Source organism: Marinobacterium stanieri, from assembly GCF_900155945.1.
GTDB classification, from domain to species: Bacteria; Pseudomonadota; Gammaproteobacteria; order Pseudomonadales; family Balneatricaceae; genus Marinobacterium; species Marinobacterium stanieri.
Genome location: NZ_FTMN01000004.1, coordinates 244,097 through 268,683 on the forward strand (window position 1 = coordinate 244,097; position 24,587 = coordinate 268,683).

The following is a 24,587-nucleotide window of genomic DNA, read 5'->3' on the forward strand; positions in this document are numbered from 1 at the left end:
CTGTTTTTAACTACCGGCTAGCCATACGCATAAAAAACCCTCCTGCCCCTCTGCCACGCATGGCAAAGAGGTCGGAGGGTCCATATCCAGTCTGAAACGATCAGGTTTTGAAGCGTGACACCAACTGGTTCAAATGTTGTTCCAGTTCGCTCATGCTGGTCGCTGTGCCCGCCAGCTCTTCCGCATTCTGCGTAGCCTGGTCCGCAATATCGGCAATTTGCTGAACGCTCTTGCTGATCTCATCCGCCACGGCTGTCTGCTCCTCAGCAGCACTGGCGATCTGGGTATTCATTTCGGTGATGGTACTGACCGAGTGCGTAATCTGCTGCAAAGACCCACGTGCATCATCGGCACGTTCAATGGTCTCACGGCTCTGGCTTTGTGAGCTCTCCATCTCACGAACCGCCTTCTGGGCACCCGACTGAAGCCCTTCAATCATGCGCTGAATTTCATCCGTGCTCTGCTGAGTACGGTTGGCCAGCGTACGCACCTCATCGGCCACCACCGAGAAACCGCGGCCCTGTTCACCGGCACGAGCCGCTTCGATCGCCGCATTGAGTGCCAGCAGGTTTGTCTGCTCGGCAATCTCACGAATCACATTCACCACCGTGCCGATCTGGTCCACATCGGTATCCAGGGAACCAACCACTTCGGCAGAACGGTTGACGTCATCCACCAGGCGGTTGATGGAATCGATGGTCTGTTCAACTACACCCTGACCGTTTACGGATTCACTATCGGCTTCACGGGCCGCTTCAGCCGCCTGGGCCGCGCTGCCGGCCACCTGCTGTACTGCAGCCGCCATTTCATGAATTGCGGCCGCAGCCTGGGATGTTTCACCTTTCTGGGTATGGGCATCCTGATGGGCACGGGTCACAACACTGCGCATGGACTCCGTCGATTGCCCCAGCGACTGAATACCCCGCTGAACTTCCACGATCAGCTGCTGGATCTTTTCCACAAACTGGTTGAAGTTGGCTGCCACATCACCCACTTCATCGCGTGTTTCCACCGGCAGGCGCTGGGTCAGGTCACCATCACCCTCGGAGATATCCTTGAGTGCGTCAGCGGTCTGTTTGAGTGGGCGCACAATACGCTGCGAGAGCCAGACACATACCAGTGCAACAACCACAATCAAGCCCAGGGAAGAAATCGCAATCAGCACCAGTGTGCTGTTCATGCTGGCCCTTAGTTCGACTTCCTTCTCCGCCACCTTGGCATCGATATCATCGATATAAAAACCGGTACCCACCATCCAGTCGAACTCAGGCAACATCATGGCGTAGCTCAGCTTGGGTGCTTCACCACCACCAGGCTTGGCCCAAACATATTCGACATAGCCATCACCGCTTCTGGCAGCACTCACCAGTGCTGTTACCACACGCACGCCGTTGGGGTCGGTCACACCACTCATGTCAGTGCCATTAAGTTTAGGGTTGGCACCATGGGCCATATTTATGCCCTGAGGGTTGTACGCAAAGATGTAGCCATCAGGGCCAAATTTCATCGCATTCAAAATCGCGGCAGCACGTGCCTTGCGTTCATCCTCGGATAGACCCGGCGCCTTCAGTGCCGGTGTCAGGGCGGTGATGGATTGCTCCACGTAGTTTTTCAGCTCGAGCTGTTTGGCGGCCATCATGTCCTGACGGATTTTTTGGACTTCCTCGTCCCCCATTGCCAGCATCTCGGAACGAACTATCAGCATGACTGCCGTCACCACTATGAGCAGAGGCACAAGTGACAACAGCAGCAGCTTGGGGGTTAGTCTAAGTCCGGACATCTGAGTACCTTTCTTACAGTAAGGAGAGTGTTTCGATTATAGCCAACACTTGTGGGGTTTTTAATATTAGCAGCCGCTTTAATACACTTGTTTCAATCGATTGGGCGCAGTTGGCAAGAACCGCTCTCATTACCGTGAAAACCGGGTACGGCATCGCCCTTTGAGTGAGGGAAAATCAGTGAGGCTGGGGGGGAGCGAGTGAAAGAGACAGTAATTAAAAGACGGACAGCTGCAGTGTCGTAGATTCGCTCGCGGAGCGAGCTCCCACAATATCCAGGCGGGAGCACACTCAGCGACGGGGGGATGGTTAGAACATGTGCAGGCCGCCGTTGATGGAGAAGTCGGCGCCGGTGATATAGGAGGATTCTTCTTCCGCCAGGAAGGTTACGATACGGCCGATTTCATCCGGCTCGCCCAAACGTCCAACCGGAATCGACTTGGCGATTTTCTCCAGAACCGAGTCATCGATCTTGGCAACCATCGGGGTCAGAACATAGCCCGGTGATACGGTATTAACGGTAACACCCTTGGCTGCGACTTCCTGCGCCAGTGCTTTGGTGAAACCATGGATACCGGCTTTGGCAGCCGAATAGTTGGTCTGGCCGAACTGGCCTTTCTGAGCATTAACAGAGGAGATGTTAATGATGCGACCGAAACCGCCTTCGATCATCGGATTGATGACCATACGGGTCATGTGGAACATGGAATCCAGGTTAGCGGTGAGGACTTCGTCCCACTGCTCCCAACTCATCTTCTTGAACTGACCGTCACGGGTAATACCCGCGTTATTTACCAGTACATCAATATTCTGGCCCGTCAGCTCCTTGACGGTGGCGATGCAGGCTTCACAGGATTCAGCGTTGGTTACATCACCATAGGCTACGTCAATTTCGTACCCTGCTTCACGCTGTTTTTCCTGCCAGGCCTTGGCCTTGTCATGATTGCCACCGCTGTTATAGCCGGCAACTACATGAAAACCGGCATCAACCAGTTTGCGACAGATAGCTTCACCCAGGCCACCGGTACCACCGGTCACCAATGCGACTCGTTTGCTCATATCTTGCATCCCTTTACACGTTCTAATTGTCAGCCCCACTCAGATGAGTGCAGCCGTCTAGCGATGTACAAAGTGCTTATTATGATGTCGTTACCAATGTAACTTCTTCGAGCATAGCCCATTAAGGATTTCAGTAGTATTACTTAGATATACCTGAGATAGCCATACCCTTTATCAGGATATTTTGACTTTTTTCTGCGACAGCTTATTTAGATACCCACGAATCCAGACGCTTGCCATCAGTGCGGTCAGTGCGTTGGCGATCACGAGCGCGATAAACATGCCTTTAAGGTCGTACAAATAGTTGCCCAGCCAAGCCAGGGGGACATAGAGAATGAACAGCCGGAACAGGCTGATACGCATCGCCCGCATGGGCTGATGCAGGGCATTGAAGGAAGACGCACTTAGGAAGGTTGTGGCCTGAAAACCAAAGCCCGCAGGCACGATGACCAGCCACAGCTGCAACCAGTGCGCCACGTTTTCATCATCACTGAAAAGGCGTGATACCGGCCCCGAGATCGCCACCAGCAGTGCAAAAATAACCAGCTGCCACACCAGTGCAAAACGCACCGCACCACGATAGGCAGCCCCCACCCGCGCCAGCTTTTGCGCTCCGAGGTTCTGACTGATAAAGGGTGGCAGTGTCATGGACAGTGCCAGACACACCAGCAGCGACAGTGATTCTATCCGCGCACCGGCGCCAAACGCGGCCACCGCTTCAGCGCCGTGTACCGCGACCATCGCCGTCAAAATGCCGTTCGCCAGCGGCGTCATCATATTGGAGAGAGCCGCCGGCAGACTGATCGACAGAACCTTGCGCCAGTTATCCAGCAATCGCCCCAATTGAGGCCGCTGCAGCATCAACATGCCCTTGCGGTGGTACAGCAGATGCAAAGCGATCAAGGTGGTGGTCGCCCAGGCGATCACACTGGCAATCGCCGCGCCCTGAATACCCAGAGCCGGCACCGGCCCCCAACCGAAAATCAGCAGGGGGTCCAGCAGGATATTGAGTAGAGAAGAGATCAGCATAATGGTCGCCGACAGGCGCGTATCCCCTGATGCCCGGAAGGTGCTGTTACACACCATATTCAGCACCAGAAAGACGGACCCGGCGAACCAGATCTGCATATAAGCATCTATCAGGGGCATTAACTCGGGGGCCGCGCCCATTAAGCGAAACACCGGATCTGTCAGGAACTGCCCGGCAACCCCGACCACTGCCATCAATAGCACCGTCAACAGCAGGTTATCCGTTGCCAGTCGTGCCGCCCCTTCGGTACTGCCACTGCCGATCAGGCGCGCCAGCGTGGCCGAAGTACCAATCCCCAGTCCGATCGCCAGGCTCACCACCGAGAAAGACACCGGAAAGGTAAACGCCAGCGCCGCCATGGGCTCAGTGCCCAGCTGTGCCACAAACCAGATATCCGCCAGGTTGAACAGCATCAGGCTGACAATTCCCAACATCATCGGGATTGTCATACGCACCAGAGTCGGGCGGATGGGGGAATTAAGCAGGTCAGGCCGACGGGACATGAAGCTCCTAAAAGGCGATTATATAGACTGACAGAAAGGCACAAGAGTGTAACAGAAAAGTACCAACCGAAACGGGCCGGACGCTGTATTCCTGTCGAACGCAAAGTTGCGACTTGAAATACCGCACCGGCACCCACATGATGTGTAATACACATTACAATTACTATGGAGCGTCCGATGCCAACCCTGTTCGATTCCCTGCAGGCCGGTGCCCTGCAACTGCGTAACCGTATCGTTATGGCCCCGCTGACCCGCTGCCGTGCCGAGGCCGACCGAGTGCCGGGGGACCTGATGGTGGAGTACTATCGCCAGCGCGCCAACGCCGGCCTGATCATCTCCGAAGCCACATCCATCATGCCCATGGCGGTGGGTTATCCGGATACACCAGGAATCTGGTCAGACGCTCAAGTTGAAGGCTGGAAGAAGGTGACCGATGCGGTCCATGCAGAAGGGGGTCTGATCGTGCTGCAGCTCTGGCATGTGGGCCGTATCTCCCATCCCAGCTACCTGGATGGCGAAACACCGGTCGCACCCAGCGCTATCAAGCCGGATGGCCATGTCAGCCTGATCCGTCCGAAAACACCCTATGTCACCCCGCGTGCATTGGAAACCGACGAGATTCCCGCCATTGTCGAGGCCTACCGCCAAGGTGCCGAGAATGCCAAGGCCGCAGGCTTTGATGGTGTCGAAATCCACGGTGCCAACGGCTACCTGCTGGAGCAGTTCTTGCTGGATGGCACTAATACACGTACAGACCAGTACGGCGGCTCACTGGAAAACCGTGCCCGCCTGATGCTGGATGTGACCGATGCTGTGGTCTCTGTCTGGGGGGCTGATCGCGTAGGTATGCACCTGTCGCCCCGTGCCGATGCCCACTCCGTCAGCTGCAGCAACCGTCAGGAAACCTATGGTTACGTTGCCGAAGAGCTGGGCAAACGCGGACTGGCCTTCATCTGCACCCGCGAGCATGTTGCCGACGACAGCATCAGCCCGATGCTGAAAGAGAAATTTGGTGGCGCCTATATCGCCAACGAGGCTTTCACGGCCGAGTCTTCACAGGCCTATGTGGAAGAAGGCAAGGCCGACGCCGTAGCCTTTGGCAAACCCTACATCGCCAACCCGGACTTGGCATTGCGCATTGAGAAAGGTGCGGACTGGAACGAACAGGACCCAAGCACCTTCTATGCCTCCTCACCGGAAGGCTACACCGACTATCCGACCATGGATTAACCTGAAAAGCCCCCGCCTTCAGTCATGAAGACGGGGGCCTGACATTCTGCAGTCAATTAGTAACAGTCGCCCTCAGGCCGCAGAACCCATTAACTTTTCCAGCCAGCCGGCATAGCCCAACAGGGTGTCGTCGCTCTGACGCCGGCCGATCAACTGAACGCCCAGCGGCAAGCCCTGCTCGTCCTCCAGCCCCGGCACATTCACCACCGGCAAGCCCATCGCCTGCCAGGGTCGACTCATATGCGGCGCTCCTGTCTTGCCATGGCCCTCGGGTGCAACTCCCGGTGCGGCAGGAGCCAGAATCACATCCGCATCCTGGTGAGGCTGCCACAGAGACTCGGCTGTCGCATCGGCAATTGCCAGCGAGCGCAGGTAGGCCTCACGACTCAGGTTCAGCCCGTTTTCAATCAGTTCACTCAGCGGTTCGCTCAGTAGCTCAGGATTAGCTGATTCGATAGCCAGGTTACGCGCCACTTCATAGGACATGATCGACTGATGATGAGCCACCATTTCGTCCAGACGAACGCCCTGACCCAGCTCAACGACTTCAACACCTTGCTCTTGCATGCGTTGCACAAGGCCTGCGAGCGCTTCCTGCATGGCGGAATCCGTCTCGCCAATCCGTTCACCCAACGCCAGCAAAACCCGCTTGGGCCGTGTCATCTGTGCCGCTTCCAGTGGATTACTGTCACGCAGCAGCAAAGCACGCATCAGCGCCACATCTTCCACCCTGCGCGCCATCAACCCCAGCGAATCCAGTGACTGCGCCAGCGGCTGTACCCCTCGCAGAGAGAAGGTGCCACGGGTGCCGACATAGCCCACGGCGCCACAATAGGCAGCCGGCCGTATCACCGAGGCTGCCGTCTGCGAGCCCAGGGATACCGGCACCATGGCATCCGCCACTGCCGCAGCAGAGCCACTGGACGAACCGCCCGGCGTCCGGGACAGATCACGGGGGTTGGCTGTCTTGCCCGGCTTGAAATAGGCAAACTCGGTGGTGACGGTTTTGCCCAATACAATGCCGCCGGCCTGACGGATCAGCGCCACACAGCTGGCATCATCCACCGGCTGACGCCCCTCATGGATCGGCGAGCCCATTTCCGTGGGCATATCCGCGGTATCAATGATGTCCTTGATCCCCACCGGCAGCCCCTTGAGCGGGCTCTGTTCATAAAACGCCTGGTTGCTGCAATAGAGCTGCAGATACTGCTCCCGTGTCAGGTTGTACTGCCAGGCACCAACCTCAGGCTCACGGGCTTCGATCCGGTCATAACAGGCAGCAATGATCTCCGGCGCTGTACACTCATGGTTTTCAATTGCTTGCAGAGCCTGTTTGAGGCCCAGCGTATTCAACGGATTAAGCTGTGTCATATGTAGTGTGTCTCTCAAGCAAAGTATTCAATTCGTTAACCCGCTCTGCGTTAATCCAGCATCCAAAGCGCCAATGATGGAAACAGCGCGACCAGTACGAGCGTCAGCAGCTGCAAAGCGACAAAAGGCATAGCGCCCTTGTAGATTTCGGCCATGCTGATTTCTTGCGTGGCATTACGCAGATAAAACAGCGCCATCCCCACGGGAGGCGTCAGGAAGGAGGTTTGCAGACAAAGCGCCATCAGGATCGCAACCCACACAGGCTCAAAACCGAATCCGGTTAGAATCGGCATCACCAGAGGTGCAACGATGAGTACAATTTCCATCCAGTCCAGGAAAAAGCCCAGTAAAAACACCACCAGAATGACCAGTGCCAGCACACCTTCAGGACTGAACGGCAATGCATAAAGCGCGTTTTCAATGACTTCATCACCACCGTATCCCCGCAGAACGACAGAGAAGCAGGCTGCACCAAAAATCAGCGCATACAAAAAGGCCACCGTGCGTCCTGTGTGATAGCAGACCTGTCTCAGGTCCGCCCAACTCAGGCGCCTGGAAACCCAGGCCAACAGGGTCGCCCCCGCTGCCCCTATACCGGATGCTTCAGTCGGGGAAGCAACCCCCGCCAGAATAGAACCCAATACCGCAACAACCAGTAGCAAGGGCGCCAGCAAAGCACCTGCCATATCACGCAGCTGTGCCCAGATATTTCCAGACTGTTCGGTTCTATCCAGAGCTGGCATTTCACTTGGGCGCAACAACGCATAGCCCAGTAGAAAGGCCACAAAGCAGCAGGCCAAAAGCAATCCGGGCAAAATGGCGCCCATGAACAGGTCACCAACGGGAATACGTAGCTGATCCCCCATCACGACCAGCATGATGGAGGGAGGCACGAGAATGCCCAGGCAGCCAGTCGCACCGACTGTTCCGGCACTGAGCCAGCGCGCGTAACCGGACTGCACCATGGTCGGCAACGCAATGGTCGCCAGTAGAACAACCGACGCCCCGATAATGCCGGTGGAGGCCGCGAGCACCACCCCGATCAGCACCACGGCAATCGCCAGCCCGCCAGGAGCTGGCCCCAACACCCGGCGCATGGCCAGGATCAATCGCTCAGCGATACCAGAGCGATCCAGCATGTAGCCCATGAAGATAAACATGGACATGGGAATCAGTGAATAACTCGACAGGGTGTTGAAGATACGGTTGGAAACAAATCCAATCATGCGCAGGTCCCCGACTTCAGCTATTTCCAGGGGCTCAATCAGCGTTCCCAGTGCGGCAAAAAGCACACCGACACCACCGAGCACAAAGGCAACCGGAAAACCTGAAAACAGGACCAACATGAAAGCGCCGAACAACAGAAAAACAAAAAGTGCATCCATGACGGTGATCCTATTGAGGGCGGCCGAAACGGCGCGACAGGCAGTTGAGCAGCAGGGCCACACCCTGCAACATCAGCAACGTCATCCCCGCTGCCATAATGCCTTTGATGACATAACGCCCCGGTAGCCCGGAAGGCATGGGTGAACCTTCCTTCAGCTCCCATGAGTAGGCCGCAAGCTTCCAGGCATGCCAGGTCACCAGCCCGGTAAACGGCAAGAACAGGCACAGAATGCCCAGCAGATTGACCCAGTCCTTTCCAGCTGGTCGCATGCGGTTGTACAACAGGTCCACACGGACATGCTCATCGGTCTGCAGAGCATATGCGAGGCAGCACATCACCACTGTCGCATTGAGGTGCCATTGCAGCTCCTCCAGCTCAATAAGACCAATATCAAATACATAGCGTAGAATGACATTGACCAGAATGGTCAGCACCAGCAGCGGCAGTATGAGCGACCCGGTTTTCCCCACCAGAATGGACAGGCGCTCAATCTGCGCGGCAACAAGATGCATGGACATGGCGAACCTCCACCTGACCAGCGGGACAGGCTCACCTGCCCCGCTGTGTTTTAATCCGCTTTATGAGTGCTCCAGAGGGCTGTCTTGTCACGGTAAGCCTGCAGCGAATCCCAGACTCGTTTGAAATCGGCATCTTCCTCCGCCTGCTCCGCCATCACCTCGTCGGTCGCCTTGCGGAACACCTTCATGACCTCATCGGGGAAACTGCGAATTTCGGTTCCCGCTGCCTTGAACTTGGCGATCGCCTCGGCGTTCGGCACCGTGGTGGATGTGATTGACCAGATATGAGTTTCACGGCAGGTATCTTCAATCAATCCGCGCTGGGCATCATCCATGGCATCCCATTTGCGTTTATTGATGATCAGCTCGTTGATTGCCGCAGGCTGATGCCACCCCGGCAGGTAGTAGTATTTGGCAGCCTTCTCGAACCCCATGGCTGCATCAATCGCCGGCATGGAGAACTCGGTGCCATCAATCACGCCACGCTCCAGATTGGGGTAGATATCTCCACCACTGAGTAACACAACTGAGGCACCGGCCTTCTTCATGACTTCACCGGCCAGACCGGCAAAACGGATTTTCTTGCCTTTAAGGTCTGCAGGCGTATTGATTTCAAAGGTGTACCAGCCACCCGCTTCTGAATCCATTAACCCACAAGGCACGGGAACGACGCCCTGTTTAGCGTAAATTTCACGCCAGATTTCCAGGCCACCACCGTTATAAAGCCAGCCCAGATAGTCCATCGCATCCGGACCAAAGGGGACGCCACCAAACAGCTGTACTGCCGGGAAACGACCCGCCACATACAGCGGTGAGGTATACCCCGCATCCAGGCTGCCCTGCTGTACGGCATCGAAGATTTGCAGGGGCGGCACCAGCTTGCCCGCCGAGTAGAGTTTCACCTTGAGACTGCCGGCGCCGGTCTCGTTAATGCGTTCAGCAAAATGCGCCGCATTCTGGCCACTGGCCGGCAGTGTCAGCGGCCAGGCACTCTGTACATCCATGGATACTTTCGCTGCCTGAACACCGGCAGCCCAGATCGCGGTGGTTACCGCCACACTCAGTACTCGCATCTTCATGATCGTTCTCCCCTTCCCTGTTTTTTAACCGGCAAAGCTCTGCTGCAGCAGTTTAAGGCCTTCTTTCAACGCCTGCTGCTGTTCACTGCTGAGGCAGGCCACCGTTTTCTGCTCATGCTCAACCGCCTTGTCCAGCAGTTGTGCGGCCAGCTGCTGGCCCTTGTCGGTCAAACGGAATCCTTGGTCATTCACCTGCAGCAGGCCTTTTTCCTGCAGCCACTCACTGGTGTCAGCCAACTCTTTCAACGGCTGGGAAACGAAGGGACTGATCTGCTCGGGCGTCATCGCCTCACCATCGGCCAGCAGCGTCAGTACCCGCCACTCCTCGGCAGTCACGCCGAAGTGACTCAGCTGCGGGTAGAAATCGGCTGCGTAGGCGTTCAGGGTCTGACGCAGCTGGTAGAGCAGGTAGTCACCGAGCAGGCCACGGGCCTGCAGTGACTCGGCCGGGGCCTGAGTGGCCGGGTGGGATTCCGGCACGGCATAGCGGCCGTTGTGGAAAACCAGCGAGCCCACGTTGTCTTCGTAGTGGTACTCCGTCACCTGCCCCACGATGATGAAGTGGTCGCCGCCCTCGTAGACTTCCCAGGTGTTGCAGGCAAACCAGGCTGCAGTATCCGGCAACAAAGGCGCGCCATTGGTGCAGTCTCGGGTGTCCACACCGGCAAATTTGTCCTCACCACGGCGAGCGAAGTTGTTGGACAGCTCCACCTGGTCGTTGCGCAGCACGTTGATGGCAAAGCCCTTGCCCTTGGTGAAGGCGTCCAGGCTGTAAGCGCCCTTGTCGATGCTCCAGAGCACCAGCGCCGGGTCAATCGACAAGGTGTTGAAGCTGCTGGCCGTCATGCCGATGGGGTTGCCGTCGGCATCGCGGGTGGTGATAACAGTTACGCCGGTGGGGAACTTGCCCAAGGCACGGCGGAAATCTTTGGGATCAAATGACATGGGTACCTCCGGCATCAGGTCAGGGCAGTCAGGAAACGCTCGTTGAGCTGGCGGTCGTGGTAGAAGATCGCCTTGCCCAGCTTGTCCGCATCCCAGGTGATGGGCTCATGGTCCGGGTAGAAGTAATCACCGCCGCAGAACACTTCATTGCGGTTACCGGACGGGTCAAAAAAGTAGATCGTCTGGCCGTGGGTGATACCGTGACGAGTGGGGCCGATATCGATGGAGGTATCGGTCATGGAGATAAGGTCACCGGCACGCAGCACGTCTTCCCAGGTTTCCAGGAAGAAAGAGGCGTGGTGGAATTTGCCCGGCTCGGGGTGATCGATGAAAGCGATATCGTGGGCCTTCATGCTGGTGGTGAGGAACTGGGCCACGCGCTTGCCGTCCGGCGTCATCACCTGTTCGCACAGATCAAAGCCCAGTACATCGCGGAACAGCGCGTAGGTCTGATCCAGGTTGGGGCCGTACAGCAGACAGTGGTCGAAGCGCTGGGCTTTCATGCCCTTGAGGTCACGCGGCCAGGCTTCCGGGTTGTGGTTACCCACACCGTAACGGCCGGTCTGTTCCTTGGTGGCAAACAGCTCGAAGTTGTGGCCGGTGGGGGCCTGGAAACGGATGCGACGGCCACAGCCTTTCAGTTCGCCGGCTGCTACCTCTTCCACTTCGACACCATAATCCACCAGTTCATGCTGCAGCAGGTCCAGCACCTCTTCACTGAGGCATTTGAAGCTCATGAAATCCATGCCCGGCTGATCCGCTTCACGCAGCACCACCGAGAACTTGTCCACTTCGGTCCAGGCCTTGAGGTAGACGCGACCCTGATCATCACGGTCGGTTTCAATCAGGCCCATCAGCTCCACGTAATGGTTAATGGCTTCCTCCAGATCCAGCACGCGAATCTGAACATGTCCGGGACGCATTACACCTTTTTTCATTGGGTTACCTCATCATTATTCTTATAGGTTGTTTGCACGTTGTATTCGCCGCTGCTGCCCTAGCCCACGGCGTTAGGCAGCATCAGTGACAGGGACGGAATGGTGATGATCAGTACCAGACGCACGATATCCGCCAGCCAGAACGGCGTGACGCCGCGGAAAATAGTGGACAGTTTCACATCGGGGATCACACCGCGCAGGACAAACACATTCATGCCCACCGGCGGTGTAATCAGGCTGATCTCGGTGACCACCACTACCAGAATACCGAACCAGATCAGGTCAAAGCCCATGGCTTCCACCATTGGGTAGAACACCGGTACCGTGAGCAGAATCATCGACATGCTTTCCAGCACACAGCCCAGCAGCAGGTAAACCGCCACCAGAATCAGGATCACCATGAGCGGACTGAAACCGGATTCAAGCACCCAGTCTTTCAGCAGCATGGGCATGCCGGTCAGGTTGATGAAGTTGGAGAAGATCACCGCACCGATCACCAGGAAAAACAGCATGGCCGTGGTGCGTGCTGCACCGGTCAGCGAGCGCTTGAACATCTTCACGCTCAACTTGCCGCTGAACAGGGCGATCAGGAAGGCACCCGAGGCACCGATGCCGGCGGCTTCGGTCGGGGTAAAGATACCGGCATAGATACCGCCCATGACAATGATGAAGATCAGGTTGATACCCCAGACCCCTTTCATCGACAGCAGGCGCTCTTTCCAGGTGGAACGCTTGCCCGCCGGGCCGATCTCCGGCTTCAGGCGCACGGCGAAGACCACCGCCAGCATGTACAGAATCACACCGATCAGCCCCGGCAGCAGACCGGCAATGAACAACTTGCCGATATCGCTTTCGGTCATCAGACCATAGATCACCAGAATCACGCTGGGGGGAATCAGAATGCCCAGGGTACCGCCGGCAGCAATGGCGCCGGTGGCCAGACTATCGGAGTACTTGTACTCACGCATGGAGGGCATGGCGACACGGGACATGGTGGCTGCCGTGGCCATGGAGCTGCCGCACACGGCAGAGAAAGCACCGCAGGACACCACTGTCGCCAGCGCCAGGCCGCCCTTGAAGTGCCCCAGAAAGGCATTGGCAGCACGGTAGAGCTCCTTGGACATGCCCGACTCGGTGATCAGGTTGCCCATCAACAGGAACAGGGGTACTACCGACAGGCCGTAAGCCAGGCCGGTATCAAACGCGGTCGATGCGATCATGTTCAGCGCCGTATCCCAGCCACGCGGGTTACCGTAGGTTACCTGCTGCACCAGCGCGAAGCCGACCACGCCCACAATCCCCATGGCAACACCCAGTGGCACACGGGCCAGAATCAACAGCATCAGTGCTGCGAAGCCGATCAGACTTGCCTCCATTACTGCACTCCTTCCGAGGTCTTGCCGTTACGCTCACACAACAGCTTGATAAACAGAATCAAGGCGGACACCGATACGGTGAGCGCCATCAAAAAGGCGAGCCAGGCATAGGGGATCTGCAGCACCGCCGTCGTATCCTGGTAGCGCAGTACCTTGAAGGCATGCTCCCAAAGCACCCAGGCGAAGATGCCGAACGCCAGTACGTTGATGAAGCCAATCACCCAGTACTGCACCGCACGTGCCCGACGCCCCAGCGCCGGGTCGAGGATATCCACGGCAATGTGGCCACCCTCGGCGGTGATCAGCGGCAATCCCAGAAAGATCACCGCTGCCAGCATCAACTCCGTCACTTCAAAGGCACCGGTTACCGGCGCCGAGAACAGGTAACGCCCCATCACGTCGACCAGCGTCAACGCCATCATCAGGAACATGACCAGTGCTGCCGACGCGCTGAGTACCGTTTTCAGCAGTGACTCACCGCGTCCCAGCCAACCCTGTTTCTCTGTGCGAGTTGAGTTCATTGTTCAACCTCAGCGAGTCTGCGCCACATCCTGGCCGTGGCTCATTGTGCGGAAGGCTTCCAGTGCCGCCTTACCATCAACACCCAGCTGTTCGGCAGTTTCCAGCCATTCAGCTTCCATCGGTGCGCTGGCGTCACGGATCTCGGTCAGGAAGGCCTCGTGCGCCGTGACAATGTCATTGCCATTGGCCTGGATAGCTTCCAGCCCCTTGGCATCCTGGGTATCCCACATTTCACCCGCCAGACGGGCAAAGGCTTCACCGGACACGGACTCGATCGCCTTCCGGTCTTCTTCAGACAGGTCGGCAAAGCGATCACGGTTCATCACCAGGAAGAAACTGAAGTTGTACAGGCCGCCCGGCACCAGGGTGGTGTGAGTGGTTTTGTCCTGAATCTTGAATGCCGGTACGGATTCCAGCGGGAACAGGGTGCCATCGGCCACGCCGCTGGAAACCAGCTCATAGGTGCTGGAAGACGGCTTCTGCAGGGTCACAGCGCCCAGCTCGGTAGCAATATCGTTCATGATGCCGCCACCGACGCGCAGCTTCAGCCCTTCCAGATCACTGGCGGCATTCACGGTGCGCTTGCTGTTGTGGATATGACCGGGACCGTGGGTAAACAGGCCCAGCAGTTTCACATCCTTATGCTCGCCGGCCGGCTTCAGGTAGTCGTTGTAGACATTCCAGTAGGCCACGGAGGTGCCCACGGCACTGTCGCCGCCAAAGGGAAATTCAACCATTTTGTAGAGTTTGAAACGGCCCGGGGTATAGCCGTGTGCGCTGTAGGTGATGTCGGCCTGACCCTCACGGGCGATATCGTAATGCACCTTGGGATGGCCCAGCGCCGAGGGCAGCATGATGATTTTCACACGGCCATCGGTGGCTTCTTCAACGTTCTTGATCCAGGGCTTCATCACATCCTTGACCAGCGGATGTCCGGTCGGCAACCAGGACGACATGGTCAGGCGCGTTTCAGCGCTGGCGGTAGTGGCTAGAAGTGCAACTGTTGCAGTGGCTGCAACACGGAGAATCGTTTTCATTTTTATGGTCTCCCGATTGGGTTTTTATTCCGGTCTAAAGCCGGTTTTACACCCTGACCAAAAGCGTCAGGGCGTCAGGTCTTCACATCAAATATCCACAACCAGACGGCTGCTCTTGGCACGCGAGCAACAGAGTGCAATCTGGTCGTTATCCTCTTTCTCCTCGTCGGTCAGGAAATGGTCACGATGGTCCGGAGTACCCTCGCTCACATCACAAATGCAGGTGCCGCACACGCCCTCTTCACAGGACATCTGGACCCTCACACCCGCAGCCTTAAGGGCTGCAGCAATGCTTTCATTGGGGCCAACCTGCACGGTGACATCACTGGTTTCGGCATAGACTTCAAACGCCTCGCCGCTGATATCCACCTCGGCATTGAAGTACTCGAAATGAATCTGCGAATCCGGCAGGCCTGCGGCCTTGCCCTGCTCGATCACCCAGTCCATGAAACCGCTGGGACCACAGACATAGAGGTGCGTGCCCGGGCGTGCTGCTGCCAGCGCTTTCGGATCAATGCGACTGGCTTCACCGGCATCGTCAAAGTGCAGTGTCAGGCTGTCACCAAACTCGCGTTCCAGTTCTTCCAGAAATGCGGCCTTGCTCTGGCTACGGCTGCAGTAGTGCAGCTCGAACGACTTGCCGGCAGCCTTGAGGGCATAGGCCATGGCGATCATCGGCGTAATACCGATACCGCCGCCGATCAGCAGGCTATGTTCGGCATCCATGGCCAGCGGAAAGTGGTTGCGCGGCGCGCTGATCTGAACCTCGGCACCCGCTTTCAGTTCGGCGTGGATCTGGCGCGAACCACCACGTGAATCTGGATCGTTGAGGATGCCCAGACGGTAGGACGTTGCGCCCGGCGCATTGCTCAGCGAGTACTGGCGAATCAGCTCGGGGCCAACCACCACGTCAATGTGAGCACCGGCCTCAAATACCGGCAGCGCACTGCCATCGGCAGCCGCCAGCTCAAACACCGCAATGTCATCGGTGTGATCATCACGACGGGTCACCGTCGCCTGGATAAGTGTGTTATCGATGTTCGTGGTCATAGTCTTTGCCTCAGCGCATGAACAAGCCGCCGTTGATGTCCCAGGTGGTGCCCGTTGCAAACGCCGCTTCCGGCTTCGCCAGTTGCACCACCATGTCGCCGATAAAATCGGCATCGCCCAGCTGGCCCACGGGGATGGCACCCAGCAGAGTGGGCAGGCGCTCTTCCGGCACCAGCGCTTTCACCATGGGGGAGTCGATTGGGCCCGGCGCGATTGCATTGACGGTAACGCCCTGTGCAGCAAGCTCCTTGGCAAACACTTTGGTCAGCGTCAGGATGCCGCCCTTGGATGCGGCATAGTGCGCACCGGTAGAGGTACCGCCGTTCTGGCCAGCCAAAGAGGACATGTTGATAATGCGGCCATACCCCTGGTCGGCCATGTAGCGGCCCATCACCTGACAGCCCAAAAAGGTGCCGCCCAGGTTGATATTGACGATGTCGTTGAACTCATCGGCCGAGATCTCCATCACCGGGGTCGCTCGGGTCACGGCAGCATTGTTCACCAGCACGTGCAGGGCACCCCAGCGTTCCAGCACCTGCGTCAGCGCGGCTTCAAAGTCGGCCTGTTCGGCCACATTCAAGCGCACCGCCATAGCGGTTTCGCCGCTTCCATCCAGCGCTGTTGCCGCCTGCTGCGCGGCATCCAGATTGATATCACTGAGCACCACACGGTAGCCGGCGTCATGCAGACGCGCGGCAATGTGGTGGCCCAGGCCCTGAGCGGCACCGGTGACCAGCGCCACCTGAGACTGTGCAGATGTGGACATGGGCGACCTCCTCAGAAGATGAAGCTGACAGTGCGCAGGAAGCTGTCGGCGTGCATCAGCCGCACCACCTTACGGGCCAGACGGAAGCCATCTGCTGAAGGCTGCAACTGGTACTCCACATCCGCCGGATAGGTCACCAGCTTGCCGTGGCGCATTTCGTTCAGCGTCATGGCACAACGGGCAATGACCAGATCCTCACCGGCTTCCAGCACGCGTACCCGGGAGATCATGCGTACGGTGTTGCCGGTGGCGTTGGCGGACACGGACTCACCGTCTTCCAGACGGGCCACACGCATGCGGCGCATGTCAGCATCGTCCAGCGCCAGGTTGAGGGTGTCTTCGTAGTTGTCATCCGCGGCGAACTCGGCCGGCACGATATACAGGCCATCGTCGCTCCACAGCTGCAGCCACTCCTGGTAGCCCTTGTGATCGAGAAGATCGGCTTCCTGCCAGATGAAGGCGGTGACGTCATTCAGCACTTGGGTATTAACAGTCATGATTACTTCTCCTCGCCCGCGGCCATCATTTTCTGGTACTGACGGTAGGCACCGCGCATGCCTGTTTCGGAACAAACCGCGCCAGCCACATTGCCGTCTTTGGATTCGTGCAGGTTGTTCAGGCCACGGTTGACCAGAATCCAGCCGTCCTGACCGGACTGGGCACCCTTGTGCACACGCTCCCAGGCTTCGCCGTCATCCGGCGTACCGAAGCCCATCGGGCCCTGGAAATGTTCATGCAGACGCATGCGCTTGCGGTTGAACGGCGCCGGAGCACCTTCACCGCCCAGTGCCACGTGCTGGATCTCGGTTTCGCCAACGCTGACCGGTCGCAGGACACGAAAGAACGCCATGGAGCAGGACACGTTCGGGAACAGGTTGAGGTTGAAGCCGGTGCCATGTGCCGCGCGGACCAGTTTCTTCACTTCGTCTTCGGGTTTGCCTTCGGCACGCAGCTCTTCGGCCAGCTTTTCGAAACGCGCCGGAATCGGCTGATCCAGGTCTGCTTCCAGATCCACCAGCTCGGGGATCATGACCATCACGCTGTGACCGTTACCCAGGTCTTCAACAAAACCATCGCCGTGCAGGAAGTCGAAAATATCTGCCGTGGCATCATCCAGAGAGGTCACGAAGGACTTGTGGATAATCGGGAAGTGGTAGGCGTCGGTGGTGTTTTCCAGCTGGATTTTCCAGTTACCCGGGAAGTTGAAACGGTGCTCACCCAGCACTTTCAGCGGATAGCCACCGCCCTGCTTCATGAACAGATCGATCCACTTTTTGGCGCCGCCCAGAAAGTCTTCCAGTGATTCGATATCGTCACGGTAGGTCGCGAAAACCAGGCCCTGATAGGTTTCCACGCGCAGGCTTTCCAGCGGGAAGTCCTTCTTGTCGAAGACGCCTTCGTACTCTTCCGGCTTGGGCAGTGCACGCAGGGCACCGTCCAGGCCATAGCCCCAGCCATGATAGGGGCAGGTAAAGCTCTTGGTTTTACCCTTTCGGCCTTCACATACAGTGGCACCACGGTGACGGCAGCGATTCTGCAGTACATGCAGGTTCATCTTGCGGTCACGGCTCAGAATGACCGGCTGACGACCGATCCAGGCAGTCTTGTAACAGCCGGCCTCAGGTACTTCACTTTCATGACCCACATAAACCCAGGTGTTGTTGAACACCTTATCCAGCTCTTCTTCAAAGATTTCCGGATCGGAGTAGAGGGACTTGTGTACACGCCCCTCTTCTACCATTTCAGCCGCTTTCAGGCTGACGTTCTGCATTTCGATCAGTTCACTCATGGTCTTGCTCTCTTTATTCATGACCGGCTGGCTCTGGTTGGCCGCCATGTCTCTTATTCTTCTTCGGGTACCGGCAGCGGCTGCGGGTTGTCCCAGGGAGTCTGTACCGGACGGTTGAAACGGCTGGTGGTACAGAAATGGGCGATCTTCCAGCGCCCGCCTTCCCGGCGAAATTGCACATTCAGCAGCGCACTGCTTAGCTGGGAGCGGCCATCGGCAAAGGTGGCGGTCTGCAGCAATACCCAGGTACCTTCGGCTTCTGATTCGCTGCGCACCTCAACCTTTTCCGAGGTGAGAAAGTGCACGTTCAGGGCGAAATGCGCCGGCGGCTGGGTGTACTTGTCGAACATGGCGCGGATGGCTTCACGCCCCTCGCGACGTCCAAAAGTGGCGGCGTAGCGCTTGCCCTTGCCTTCCCAGATGGCGTCTTCGGTGAACAGCGCCATCAGCGGGTCAAGGTCGAAGCCTTCATTGAGGTAGTCACACAGCTGCATGTACTCATGCAGGCAGGCGCTCACCTCTTTGGCAGCCTCAAGGGCATTCACTCGCTGACGCAGCTGTTCCAGTTCGCTCATCACTTGACCCTCAGGCACGCTGAACGATCAGTTCACGGCCGATACGCGCTTCTACCTTGGCGTAGCGCCACAGTTTGTAGGGGCCGGCACCGACTTCAGTGGAGCGGAACAGGTTGCAGCAGGCGCAAACGGTGTCGTAATCCTTCACATCCGCCAGCAGGTAAGTCGTCCAGGGGTAGCCGTTGGACGGACCGACCATGCTCTGGTCGTCATCCATATTGCCGATCACTTCAACCCCTTCCATATCGTGGATACCGTTCCACATCTCGCCGAATGCAGCCCAGACATCGAGTTGCTCATCACGGGGGGCATCCATGAAGTTCTGGTTGATGCCCATGCAGAAAAGGACGCGCAAAGGTTTGTTATCACTCATGGTGTGTCTCCTGGATCTGAATCAGTTAGAGGTAGCCCGGCAGCGGGTCATGACCAAAGAACATGGCGCCGGCATTTTTCAGGGTGATCGCCCCCATGAAGGCGTGCTGAGTCGCCATCATGGAGTCACGCAAAATGCGCGACAGCGGATGATCGTTGTAGGTGCTGGTCATACCCGCGACCTGATAAGCGGTGCGGATCGCATCGGCACATTCGTGTGCCAGATTGGTCGTGGCCAGGCGCACCAGGTTGATCTGGTCGCGGCTGGGCTTGCCGCCGTCCTGAATGCTGTTCCAGGCATCTTCGGTGGCTTCGTAGAAGAAGGCGCGGGAGGCGCGGACCTTGGCTTCGGCCTTGGCGATCTCGATCTGGACGTATTCACGCTCACCCAGATTGGGGGCACCGGTCACGGATTTTCGGCCAGCTGCCATACCCTGAACGACATCCAGTGCTTCGCGGGCCAGGCCTGCGGTGGTCACGGACAGCACCTGTGCTGCAAAGGCCAGGGAGGGGTAGCGGAAAAAGTCGGACTCGATACTGGGTTTGCCGCCGCGGACGAAGGTCCACTCTTCCGGCACAAACACCTCTTCCACAACCAGATCGTGGGAGCCGGTACCGACCATGCCGATCACATCCCAGTTCGGCTTAATACTCACCTGGTCGGCGGGCATTACCGCCATGCGCGGCAGGGGCTCATCACCGTCGGGCATGATGCCGACACCAATCAGGGAGGCCCCCATGCAACCACTGCCGAATTTCCAGGTGCCGTTGACGATAAAACCGCCATCGACCTTGCGGGCAGGCTGAGTCGGGAAGATACCGCCGGCAAAGACCACATTGGGTGTCTCGGACCAGACCTTATCGACGGTTGCCGCCGGCAGGGCTGACAGGTAGGCGGGGTTCATGCCGAAGCTGGCAACCCAACCTGCGGAGCCATCCGCCGCTGCCATCGCCTCGACCATCTGCAGGAATTCCACCGGGCTGCGCTCGTCACCGCCCAGCGCCTTGGGGACCATCGCCCGGTACACACCGATGTCCTTGAAGGATTCGATGATGTCCTGGGAGATATATTTCTGGTCTTCAAACTCCTGTCGGCGCGTACGCACCTCGTCCAGCAGGGCGTCGAATACGGTCTCTCCGCCCCAGAGAGATTTGTCGATCTGATAACCAGGCATGTCGCTCGGCTCCATCTTGTTGTCTTTATTGTTTTGGGCGCTGAGTGGAAGCGCCTCTGACCTGCTGCACAACTTTTTCCGTGCTTCAAAGGTCCGTTACGGCTATGAATCTTGCCTCAAACGCTGGGAAAAGAATTTCACTTATCACTTGAATCGTCAACTAAATATTCAGCGCTTTTTCCATGACCCATATCAGATGGAGCCGATCTTTATGACCCGGTCATGAAAATATCAAAAAACGCAAAAACCAATGAAAAACCGAAAAAATGCGCTTAAAATCAGATAAAATAGAGAAAAAATAAATAAACACAAAAACCTGAAGTGCACAATAGAACAGATGTAAAGCCCATTTTTGATATTCAAACATCCCATTTTCGTATGGAAAAACAGCATCCAAAACGGTGCAAAAAACCATAAAACGCACCAAAAAATTCCACCGAAAGCCGTTTGGATATATACTTTCCAGATCAACTATATTGTTAGAACCTGCCAGCACCTTCGCCGGAGTGCCTTGTTGCAATGAGCCAGAAACGTAAAGCCGACATGTACGACCCCTTGAGCGATGACTTCAAACGCCAGGAGTTCCCGTTCTATTGGGTAGCCCAATTGAATGCCCTCTACAGCCAGGAGATGGAACGGCTGCTGAAGAAGGTCGACATGGATATTCCGCGCTGGCGTATCACCATGATTCTGCTAGAGCATTCGGAGCTGAGCATTTCCGAGATCGCCGATCACGCCGTGGCCAAGCTGCCGACCACCACCAAGATTCTCTATCGCATGCGGGATGACGGGCTGGTGCTGCTCAAAACCTCCCCTGAAGACGGACGAGTGACGCTGGTGTCCCTGACGGACAAGGGGCTGGAACAGCTGGAAGAAGTACGTGAATCGGTCAGTCTGCTGTTTCGCAAAAGCTTCAAGGGTCTGACATCCGCCCAGATTCACCGAACCAATGTGCTGCTGGCCAAGCTGTACGACAACCTTTCCCAGATATCTGACTAACCCCCCGAACGAAAAAGCCCCGGTCAAAACCGGGGCAAAGAGGGGGGGATGAAAAAGCGCCGGATCAGCGGCCGGACGCACGCATGTTCTGCACGCTGAACTTGTCCACCGGGCTACGCTCTGGATCTACAATACCCTTGAACTGACCGGTGGTGCAGTGATTGGCCTGGATGTCGATCATGGTGAAGGAGTCATCGATGGAAACACCGGTGCCCTTGTTTACCGGCAGGTGGTGGTCCGGGTGAGACTGGCCGATGGTCCAGCTCTTCCACATGTCACCCTTGCGGTCATAGGTGATATTGCGCGGAATGATGAAGGTCTGCGCATCCATATAGTGCTGACGCTTGCTGATTGGATGGTTCGGGTCTACCGGCTCGGATTCAACCACATACACCTTACGCAGCTGCCAGGTGATCTCCGGGAAACAGCCACCCTGGCCACCAAAAGCAACCACCTGATAGCCATCATCATCCTGATGCGTTTCCGTATCCAGCACCATATCGTTGTGGTTATACATCGGCATCAGCAGATGTTTGGTGCCCTTGTAGGTCCACTTCATATCCGAGATTCGACCGTTGTAGCCCTCGAAATCCTCGATCATGACATCGGTGCCCAGGAAGGCGTCGGTGGTCTGGCCGGATGAAAGACGACGCACTCGGCGCTGGAAGCCCAGGTAGAGGTAGGCGTTATCCACCTTGGTGTCATCCTCGAAGCGGTGGATCAGCAGCTGGGTGTTCTTCACGTCAAACGGCTCCAGCACCTGAACATAGATGCCACGGAACAGTTCGGAGGGGTTGGGCGTAATCGCCGGGTAAGGCTCCTGAGACGTACGGTGGGTGAAGTTCAGGAAGTGGAAGTTCATCTTGATGGTCCGTTCCTTATTGCCGGACTCCATATCGCGCATGGTCCAGTAGAACGGCATGATGGCGGCCGAGTCACCCCAGTTGTAGCCATACTTGTAGTTCCAGGCCAGCTTCTCCCCTGCCCGTGGATCATCCATGGAGGGTTCAGCCGGGAAAGGACGACCGGCAATAGTGTCGGAGATTTCCCCATGCTCGGCGCCCAATTGCACATCAGCGGAATACTTGCGGGTGGCTTCGATATAGCTCGGGTGCAGTGCGAAGTCGGTAGTTTCGCCCACCTTGATCTCGGTATCGCCGTTCTTGACGAACATGTACATGGCGGGATCCAGCACATCCTTGAACTGCTCCACATTGCCCTGGTTGATCACCATGCCGGCTTTCAGCCCGGTAAACTCAGGTGTGCCCTTAGCATATGGAAAGAAGGATTCCTGAATGATCTCTTCTGATACCTCGGCCGCCTGAGCACCGGTCGCCAGCGTGAGCGCAATGGCAGCGGACAGCAGTGTTTTCTTCAACATGATAGTTTTCCTTATTATTTCTCTTATTCGAAACGGGATTATCAGAAGCTGTATCGAACGGTGAACTGGAGCTCGTCTTCATCATTGGCCACACCGATGGGGCCATTGGTGAAGCGGGCCAGCGGCTCGTACTGAGGTGACGAATCGCCAAAGGCACCGGCCACACCCCAGGGGAAGCGCTCGTTGCCGCCGGTCTTGAAGTTCAGACCCAGGTTGAACATCCAGTGGTTATCCGGCGTCCAGGAGATGCTGGGCGCATAGACGGTGGACTCAGCTGCAAAGTCGTGCGCCACAATCAGCTGCGGACTCAGGCGATTGTTCTTGTAGAAGCCCTTGAACAGCACAGTGGCGATCCAGTTGTCTTCGTCGTTGGGCATATCCACTTCATGCTCGAGGATGTGTTCACCGAACAGCTGGGTGGAGAGCAGGAAAGCACTGCGTGTGCCCAGTTCAGGGATGATGATGTTCTTGTCGAAACCGATCACGTAACGCAGCATGTCGGTTTCCTTGTGACCGTTGAGGTCACGCGGCATCTCTTCCCCCTCGGTATAGGCCATCTCCAGACGCCAGACCGCATCCATGTTCATGGAGTAGTAATCGATGGAGCCGCCCAGCAGGTTCACCCGCGGGAATTTGATATCAAACACACCATCCACCGCCGGCACACCGGCACCCGGAGCCAGTTCGCGGAAGTGCAGTGAAGGCAGCTGTTGGCGATAGGTCAGCGCGTTCAAAGAGAAAGTCGCATCACCATAAACCCCTTCCCATTTAACCCCCAGCTGGGTGTTGGCCAGGCTCCAGTCCGGGTCTTCCACATCATGAATAATCGGTACCGGCTGGCTGTAGGGTCCATTGGGAATCAGCTGCAGGTTGGCTGACGAGGAGAAGAAACAGCCCGCATCCAGAATGCGGTAGGACTGACCACAGGTGCCCAGGTTGTTGGGACGGAACTTGTCGAAGTTCCACACCAGCGACAGGTTGGAGTCGTCAAACACCATGTTCGGCCCCATGCGCCACTCGGCCGTCAGCATCCATTGGGGGATACGGATATCTTCCAGCTCGTCGTAGATGTTGTGACGGGAGTAATCCACCGGGTTGATTACATCCAGTACGCGGAACAGGTCGGTCTTGCCCCAGACCACCTGCTGTTTACCCAGACGGAAGCTGAGCACATCGCCATTGTCCAGCTGCTTGTCAGCACTCAGGTAAAGCTCACGGATAAAATCGAGGCGGTCATTGAACTCCGGAAAACGAGCATCGTTTTCATCATGATCCATGTACCCGTCCAGGTTGTTACACAGGGTCGGGTCATTATCACAGGGGAAGGACACACCGGGTGTCAGCACCGCCGTGGAGGTGTCCTGGCCATGCCAGTTCTGCCCCAGATAATCGTGCCCGGCATCCTTGCCAAACTCGTCATCATTCAGATCGTAGACGCCATCATAGGTGCCACGCAGTACGCCGTTGAGCTGCAGCGTACGGAAGGTATCGGATTTGAACTTGGTCTCGAACTCCGCCTGCCCGGTGTTACGGAACTTGGAAATCCCCACTCCATCGCGGTAGTAGGTGGCGTTCTCGACATAGCCCGCCCAGGTGGTGTCGGCAGCCGCTGCCGGCATGGCTATGCCGGTGCCCAATGCAGCAGCAATGCCCAGCGCGAGATGATTGAATGTCGTTGTTATTGTTTTCGACATGGGTCTGGCCTCT

General features: G+C 57.1%; 23 protein-coding genes. 2 read left to right on the forward strand and 21 right to left on the reverse strand.

Annotation, left to right across the window (positions count from 1 at the left end):
* Positions 1-100: 100 nt before the first annotated feature.
* The 3 genes from BW956_RS11095 to BW956_RS11105 form a co-directional block, all read right to left on the reverse strand.
* On the reverse strand, positions 101-1,705 hold the full coding sequence (locus BW956_RS11095; protein ID WP_244894358.1) for a methyl-accepting chemotaxis protein: 1,605 nt from the start codon (positions 1,703-1,705) through the stop codon (positions 101-103).
* A gap of 382 nt (positions 1,706-2,087) precedes the next feature.
* A complete protein-coding gene (phbB, locus tag BW956_RS11100) occupies positions 2,088-2,837 on the reverse strand; it encodes an acetoacetyl-CoA reductase (protein WP_076462805.1) in 750 nt (249 codons plus the stop codon).
* 174 nt (positions 2,838-3,011) lie between these two features.
* Entirely contained in the window at positions 3,012-4,370 is a 1,359-nt protein-coding gene (locus tag BW956_RS11105; RefSeq protein ID WP_076462806.1) for an MATE family efflux transporter, read from the reverse strand.
* A gap of 177 nt (positions 4,371-4,547) precedes the next feature.
* On the opposite strand from BW956_RS11105, the gene BW956_RS11110 reads away from it, so the two are divergent.
* Entirely contained in the window at positions 4,548-5,600 is a 1,053-nt protein-coding gene (locus BW956_RS11110; protein ID WP_076462807.1) for an alkene reductase, read from the forward strand.
* Positions 5,601-5,672: 72 nt separating this feature from the next.
* Here BW956_RS11110 and BW956_RS11115 read toward each other — a convergent pair whose 3' ends face one another.
* From BW956_RS11115 to BW956_RS11190, 16 genes are all read right to left on the reverse strand, one after another.
* Entirely contained in the window at positions 5,673-6,971 is a 1,299-nt protein-coding gene (locus BW956_RS11115; protein WP_076462808.1) for an amidase, read from the reverse strand.
* Between the two features lie 50 nt (positions 6,972-7,021).
* Positions 7,022-8,356 (reverse strand): TRAP transporter large permease, encoded by a 1,335-nt coding sequence (locus tag BW956_RS11120; protein ID WP_076462809.1) that lies wholly within the window; start codon positions 8,354-8,356, stop codon positions 7,022-7,024.
* A gap of 10 nt (positions 8,357-8,366) precedes the next feature.
* On the reverse strand, positions 8,367-8,876 hold the full coding sequence (locus BW956_RS11125; RefSeq protein WP_010323276.1) for a TRAP transporter small permease subunit: 510 nt from the start codon (positions 8,874-8,876) through the stop codon (positions 8,367-8,369).
* Positions 8,877-8,926: 50 nt separating this feature from the next.
* On the reverse strand, positions 8,927-9,955 hold the full coding sequence (locus BW956_RS11130) for a TRAP transporter substrate-binding protein (protein WP_076462810.1): 1,029 nt from the start codon (positions 9,953-9,955) through the stop codon (positions 8,927-8,929).
* A gap of 24 nt (positions 9,956-9,979) precedes the next feature.
* Positions 9,980-10,900 (reverse strand): flavin reductase, encoded by a 921-nt coding sequence (locus BW956_RS11135; protein ID WP_076462811.1) that lies wholly within the window; start codon positions 10,898-10,900, stop codon positions 9,980-9,982.
* A 14-nt stretch (positions 10,901-10,914) separates the two neighbouring features.
* Entirely contained in the window at positions 10,915-11,838 is a 924-nt protein-coding gene (locus BW956_RS11140) for a catechol 2,3-dioxygenase (protein ID WP_010323273.1), read from the reverse strand.
* A 59-nt stretch (positions 11,839-11,897) separates the two neighbouring features.
* Entirely contained in the window at positions 11,898-13,214 is a 1,317-nt protein-coding gene (locus BW956_RS11145) for a TRAP transporter large permease (RefSeq protein WP_076462812.1), read from the reverse strand.
* Positions 13,214-13,735, reverse strand: coding sequence for a TRAP transporter small permease (locus BW956_RS11150; protein WP_076462813.1), 522 nt, complete (start codon positions 13,733-13,735; stop codon positions 13,214-13,216). Before BW956_RS11150 ends, BW956_RS11145 begins: the two co-directional genes overlap by 1 nt.
* Positions 13,736-13,744: 9 nt before the next feature.
* The gene (locus tag BW956_RS11155) at positions 13,745-14,773 is read right to left on the reverse strand and encodes a TRAP transporter substrate-binding protein (protein WP_076462814.1); all 1,029 of its coding nucleotides are present in this window, start codon (positions 14,771-14,773) and stop codon (positions 13,745-13,747) included.
* A gap of 87 nt (positions 14,774-14,860) precedes the next feature.
* Entirely contained in the window at positions 14,861-15,823 is a 963-nt protein-coding gene (locus BW956_RS11160; RefSeq protein WP_076462815.1) for a PDR/VanB family oxidoreductase, read from the reverse strand.
* 10 nt (positions 15,824-15,833) lie between these two features.
* Positions 15,834-16,589, reverse strand: a complete 756-nt coding sequence (locus BW956_RS11165) for an SDR family NAD(P)-dependent oxidoreductase (protein WP_076462816.1) — start codon at positions 16,587-16,589, stop codon at positions 15,834-15,836.
* A gap of 11 nt (positions 16,590-16,600) precedes the next feature.
* Complete coding sequence (locus BW956_RS11170; RefSeq protein WP_076462817.1) at positions 16,601-17,086, reverse strand: aromatic-ring-hydroxylating dioxygenase subunit beta; 486 nt, start codon at positions 17,084-17,086, stop codon at positions 16,601-16,603.
* Positions 17,087-17,088: 2 nt separating this feature from the next.
* Positions 17,089-18,426, reverse strand: coding sequence for an aromatic ring-hydroxylating oxygenase subunit alpha (locus BW956_RS11175; protein ID WP_244894359.1), 1,338 nt, complete (start codon positions 18,424-18,426; stop codon positions 17,089-17,091).
* 5 nt (positions 18,427-18,431) lie between these two features.
* Complete coding sequence (locus BW956_RS11180) at positions 18,432-18,953, reverse strand: nuclear transport factor 2 family protein (protein WP_076462818.1); 522 nt, start codon at positions 18,951-18,953, stop codon at positions 18,432-18,434.
* Positions 18,954-18,963: 10 nt separating this feature from the next.
* A complete protein-coding gene (locus tag BW956_RS11185) occupies positions 18,964-19,326 on the reverse strand; it encodes an IacB protein (RefSeq protein WP_076462819.1) in 363 nt (120 codons plus the stop codon).
* A 25-nt stretch (positions 19,327-19,351) separates the two neighbouring features.
* Complete coding sequence (locus BW956_RS11190; RefSeq protein WP_076462820.1) at positions 19,352-20,500, reverse strand: acyl-CoA dehydrogenase family protein; 1,149 nt, start codon at positions 20,498-20,500, stop codon at positions 19,352-19,354.
* Between the two features lie 519 nt (positions 20,501-21,019).
* Here BW956_RS11190 and BW956_RS11195 point away from each other — a divergent pair.
* Entirely contained in the window at positions 21,020-21,499 is a 480-nt protein-coding gene (locus BW956_RS11195) for a MarR family winged helix-turn-helix transcriptional regulator (protein WP_010323262.1), read from the forward strand.
* Positions 21,500-21,563: 64 nt separating this feature from the next.
* On the opposite strand, the gene BW956_RS11200 is transcribed toward BW956_RS11195, so the two are convergent.
* Positions 21,564-22,880, reverse strand: coding sequence for a DUF1329 domain-containing protein (locus tag BW956_RS11200; protein ID WP_076462821.1), 1,317 nt, complete (start codon positions 22,878-22,880; stop codon positions 21,564-21,566).
* A gap of 41 nt (positions 22,881-22,921) precedes the next feature.
* The gene (locus BW956_RS11205; protein ID WP_076462822.1) at positions 22,922-24,574 is read right to left on the reverse strand and encodes a DUF1302 family protein; all 1,653 of its coding nucleotides are present in this window, start codon (positions 24,572-24,574) and stop codon (positions 22,922-22,924) included.
* Positions 24,575-24,587 lie beyond the last annotated feature (13 nt).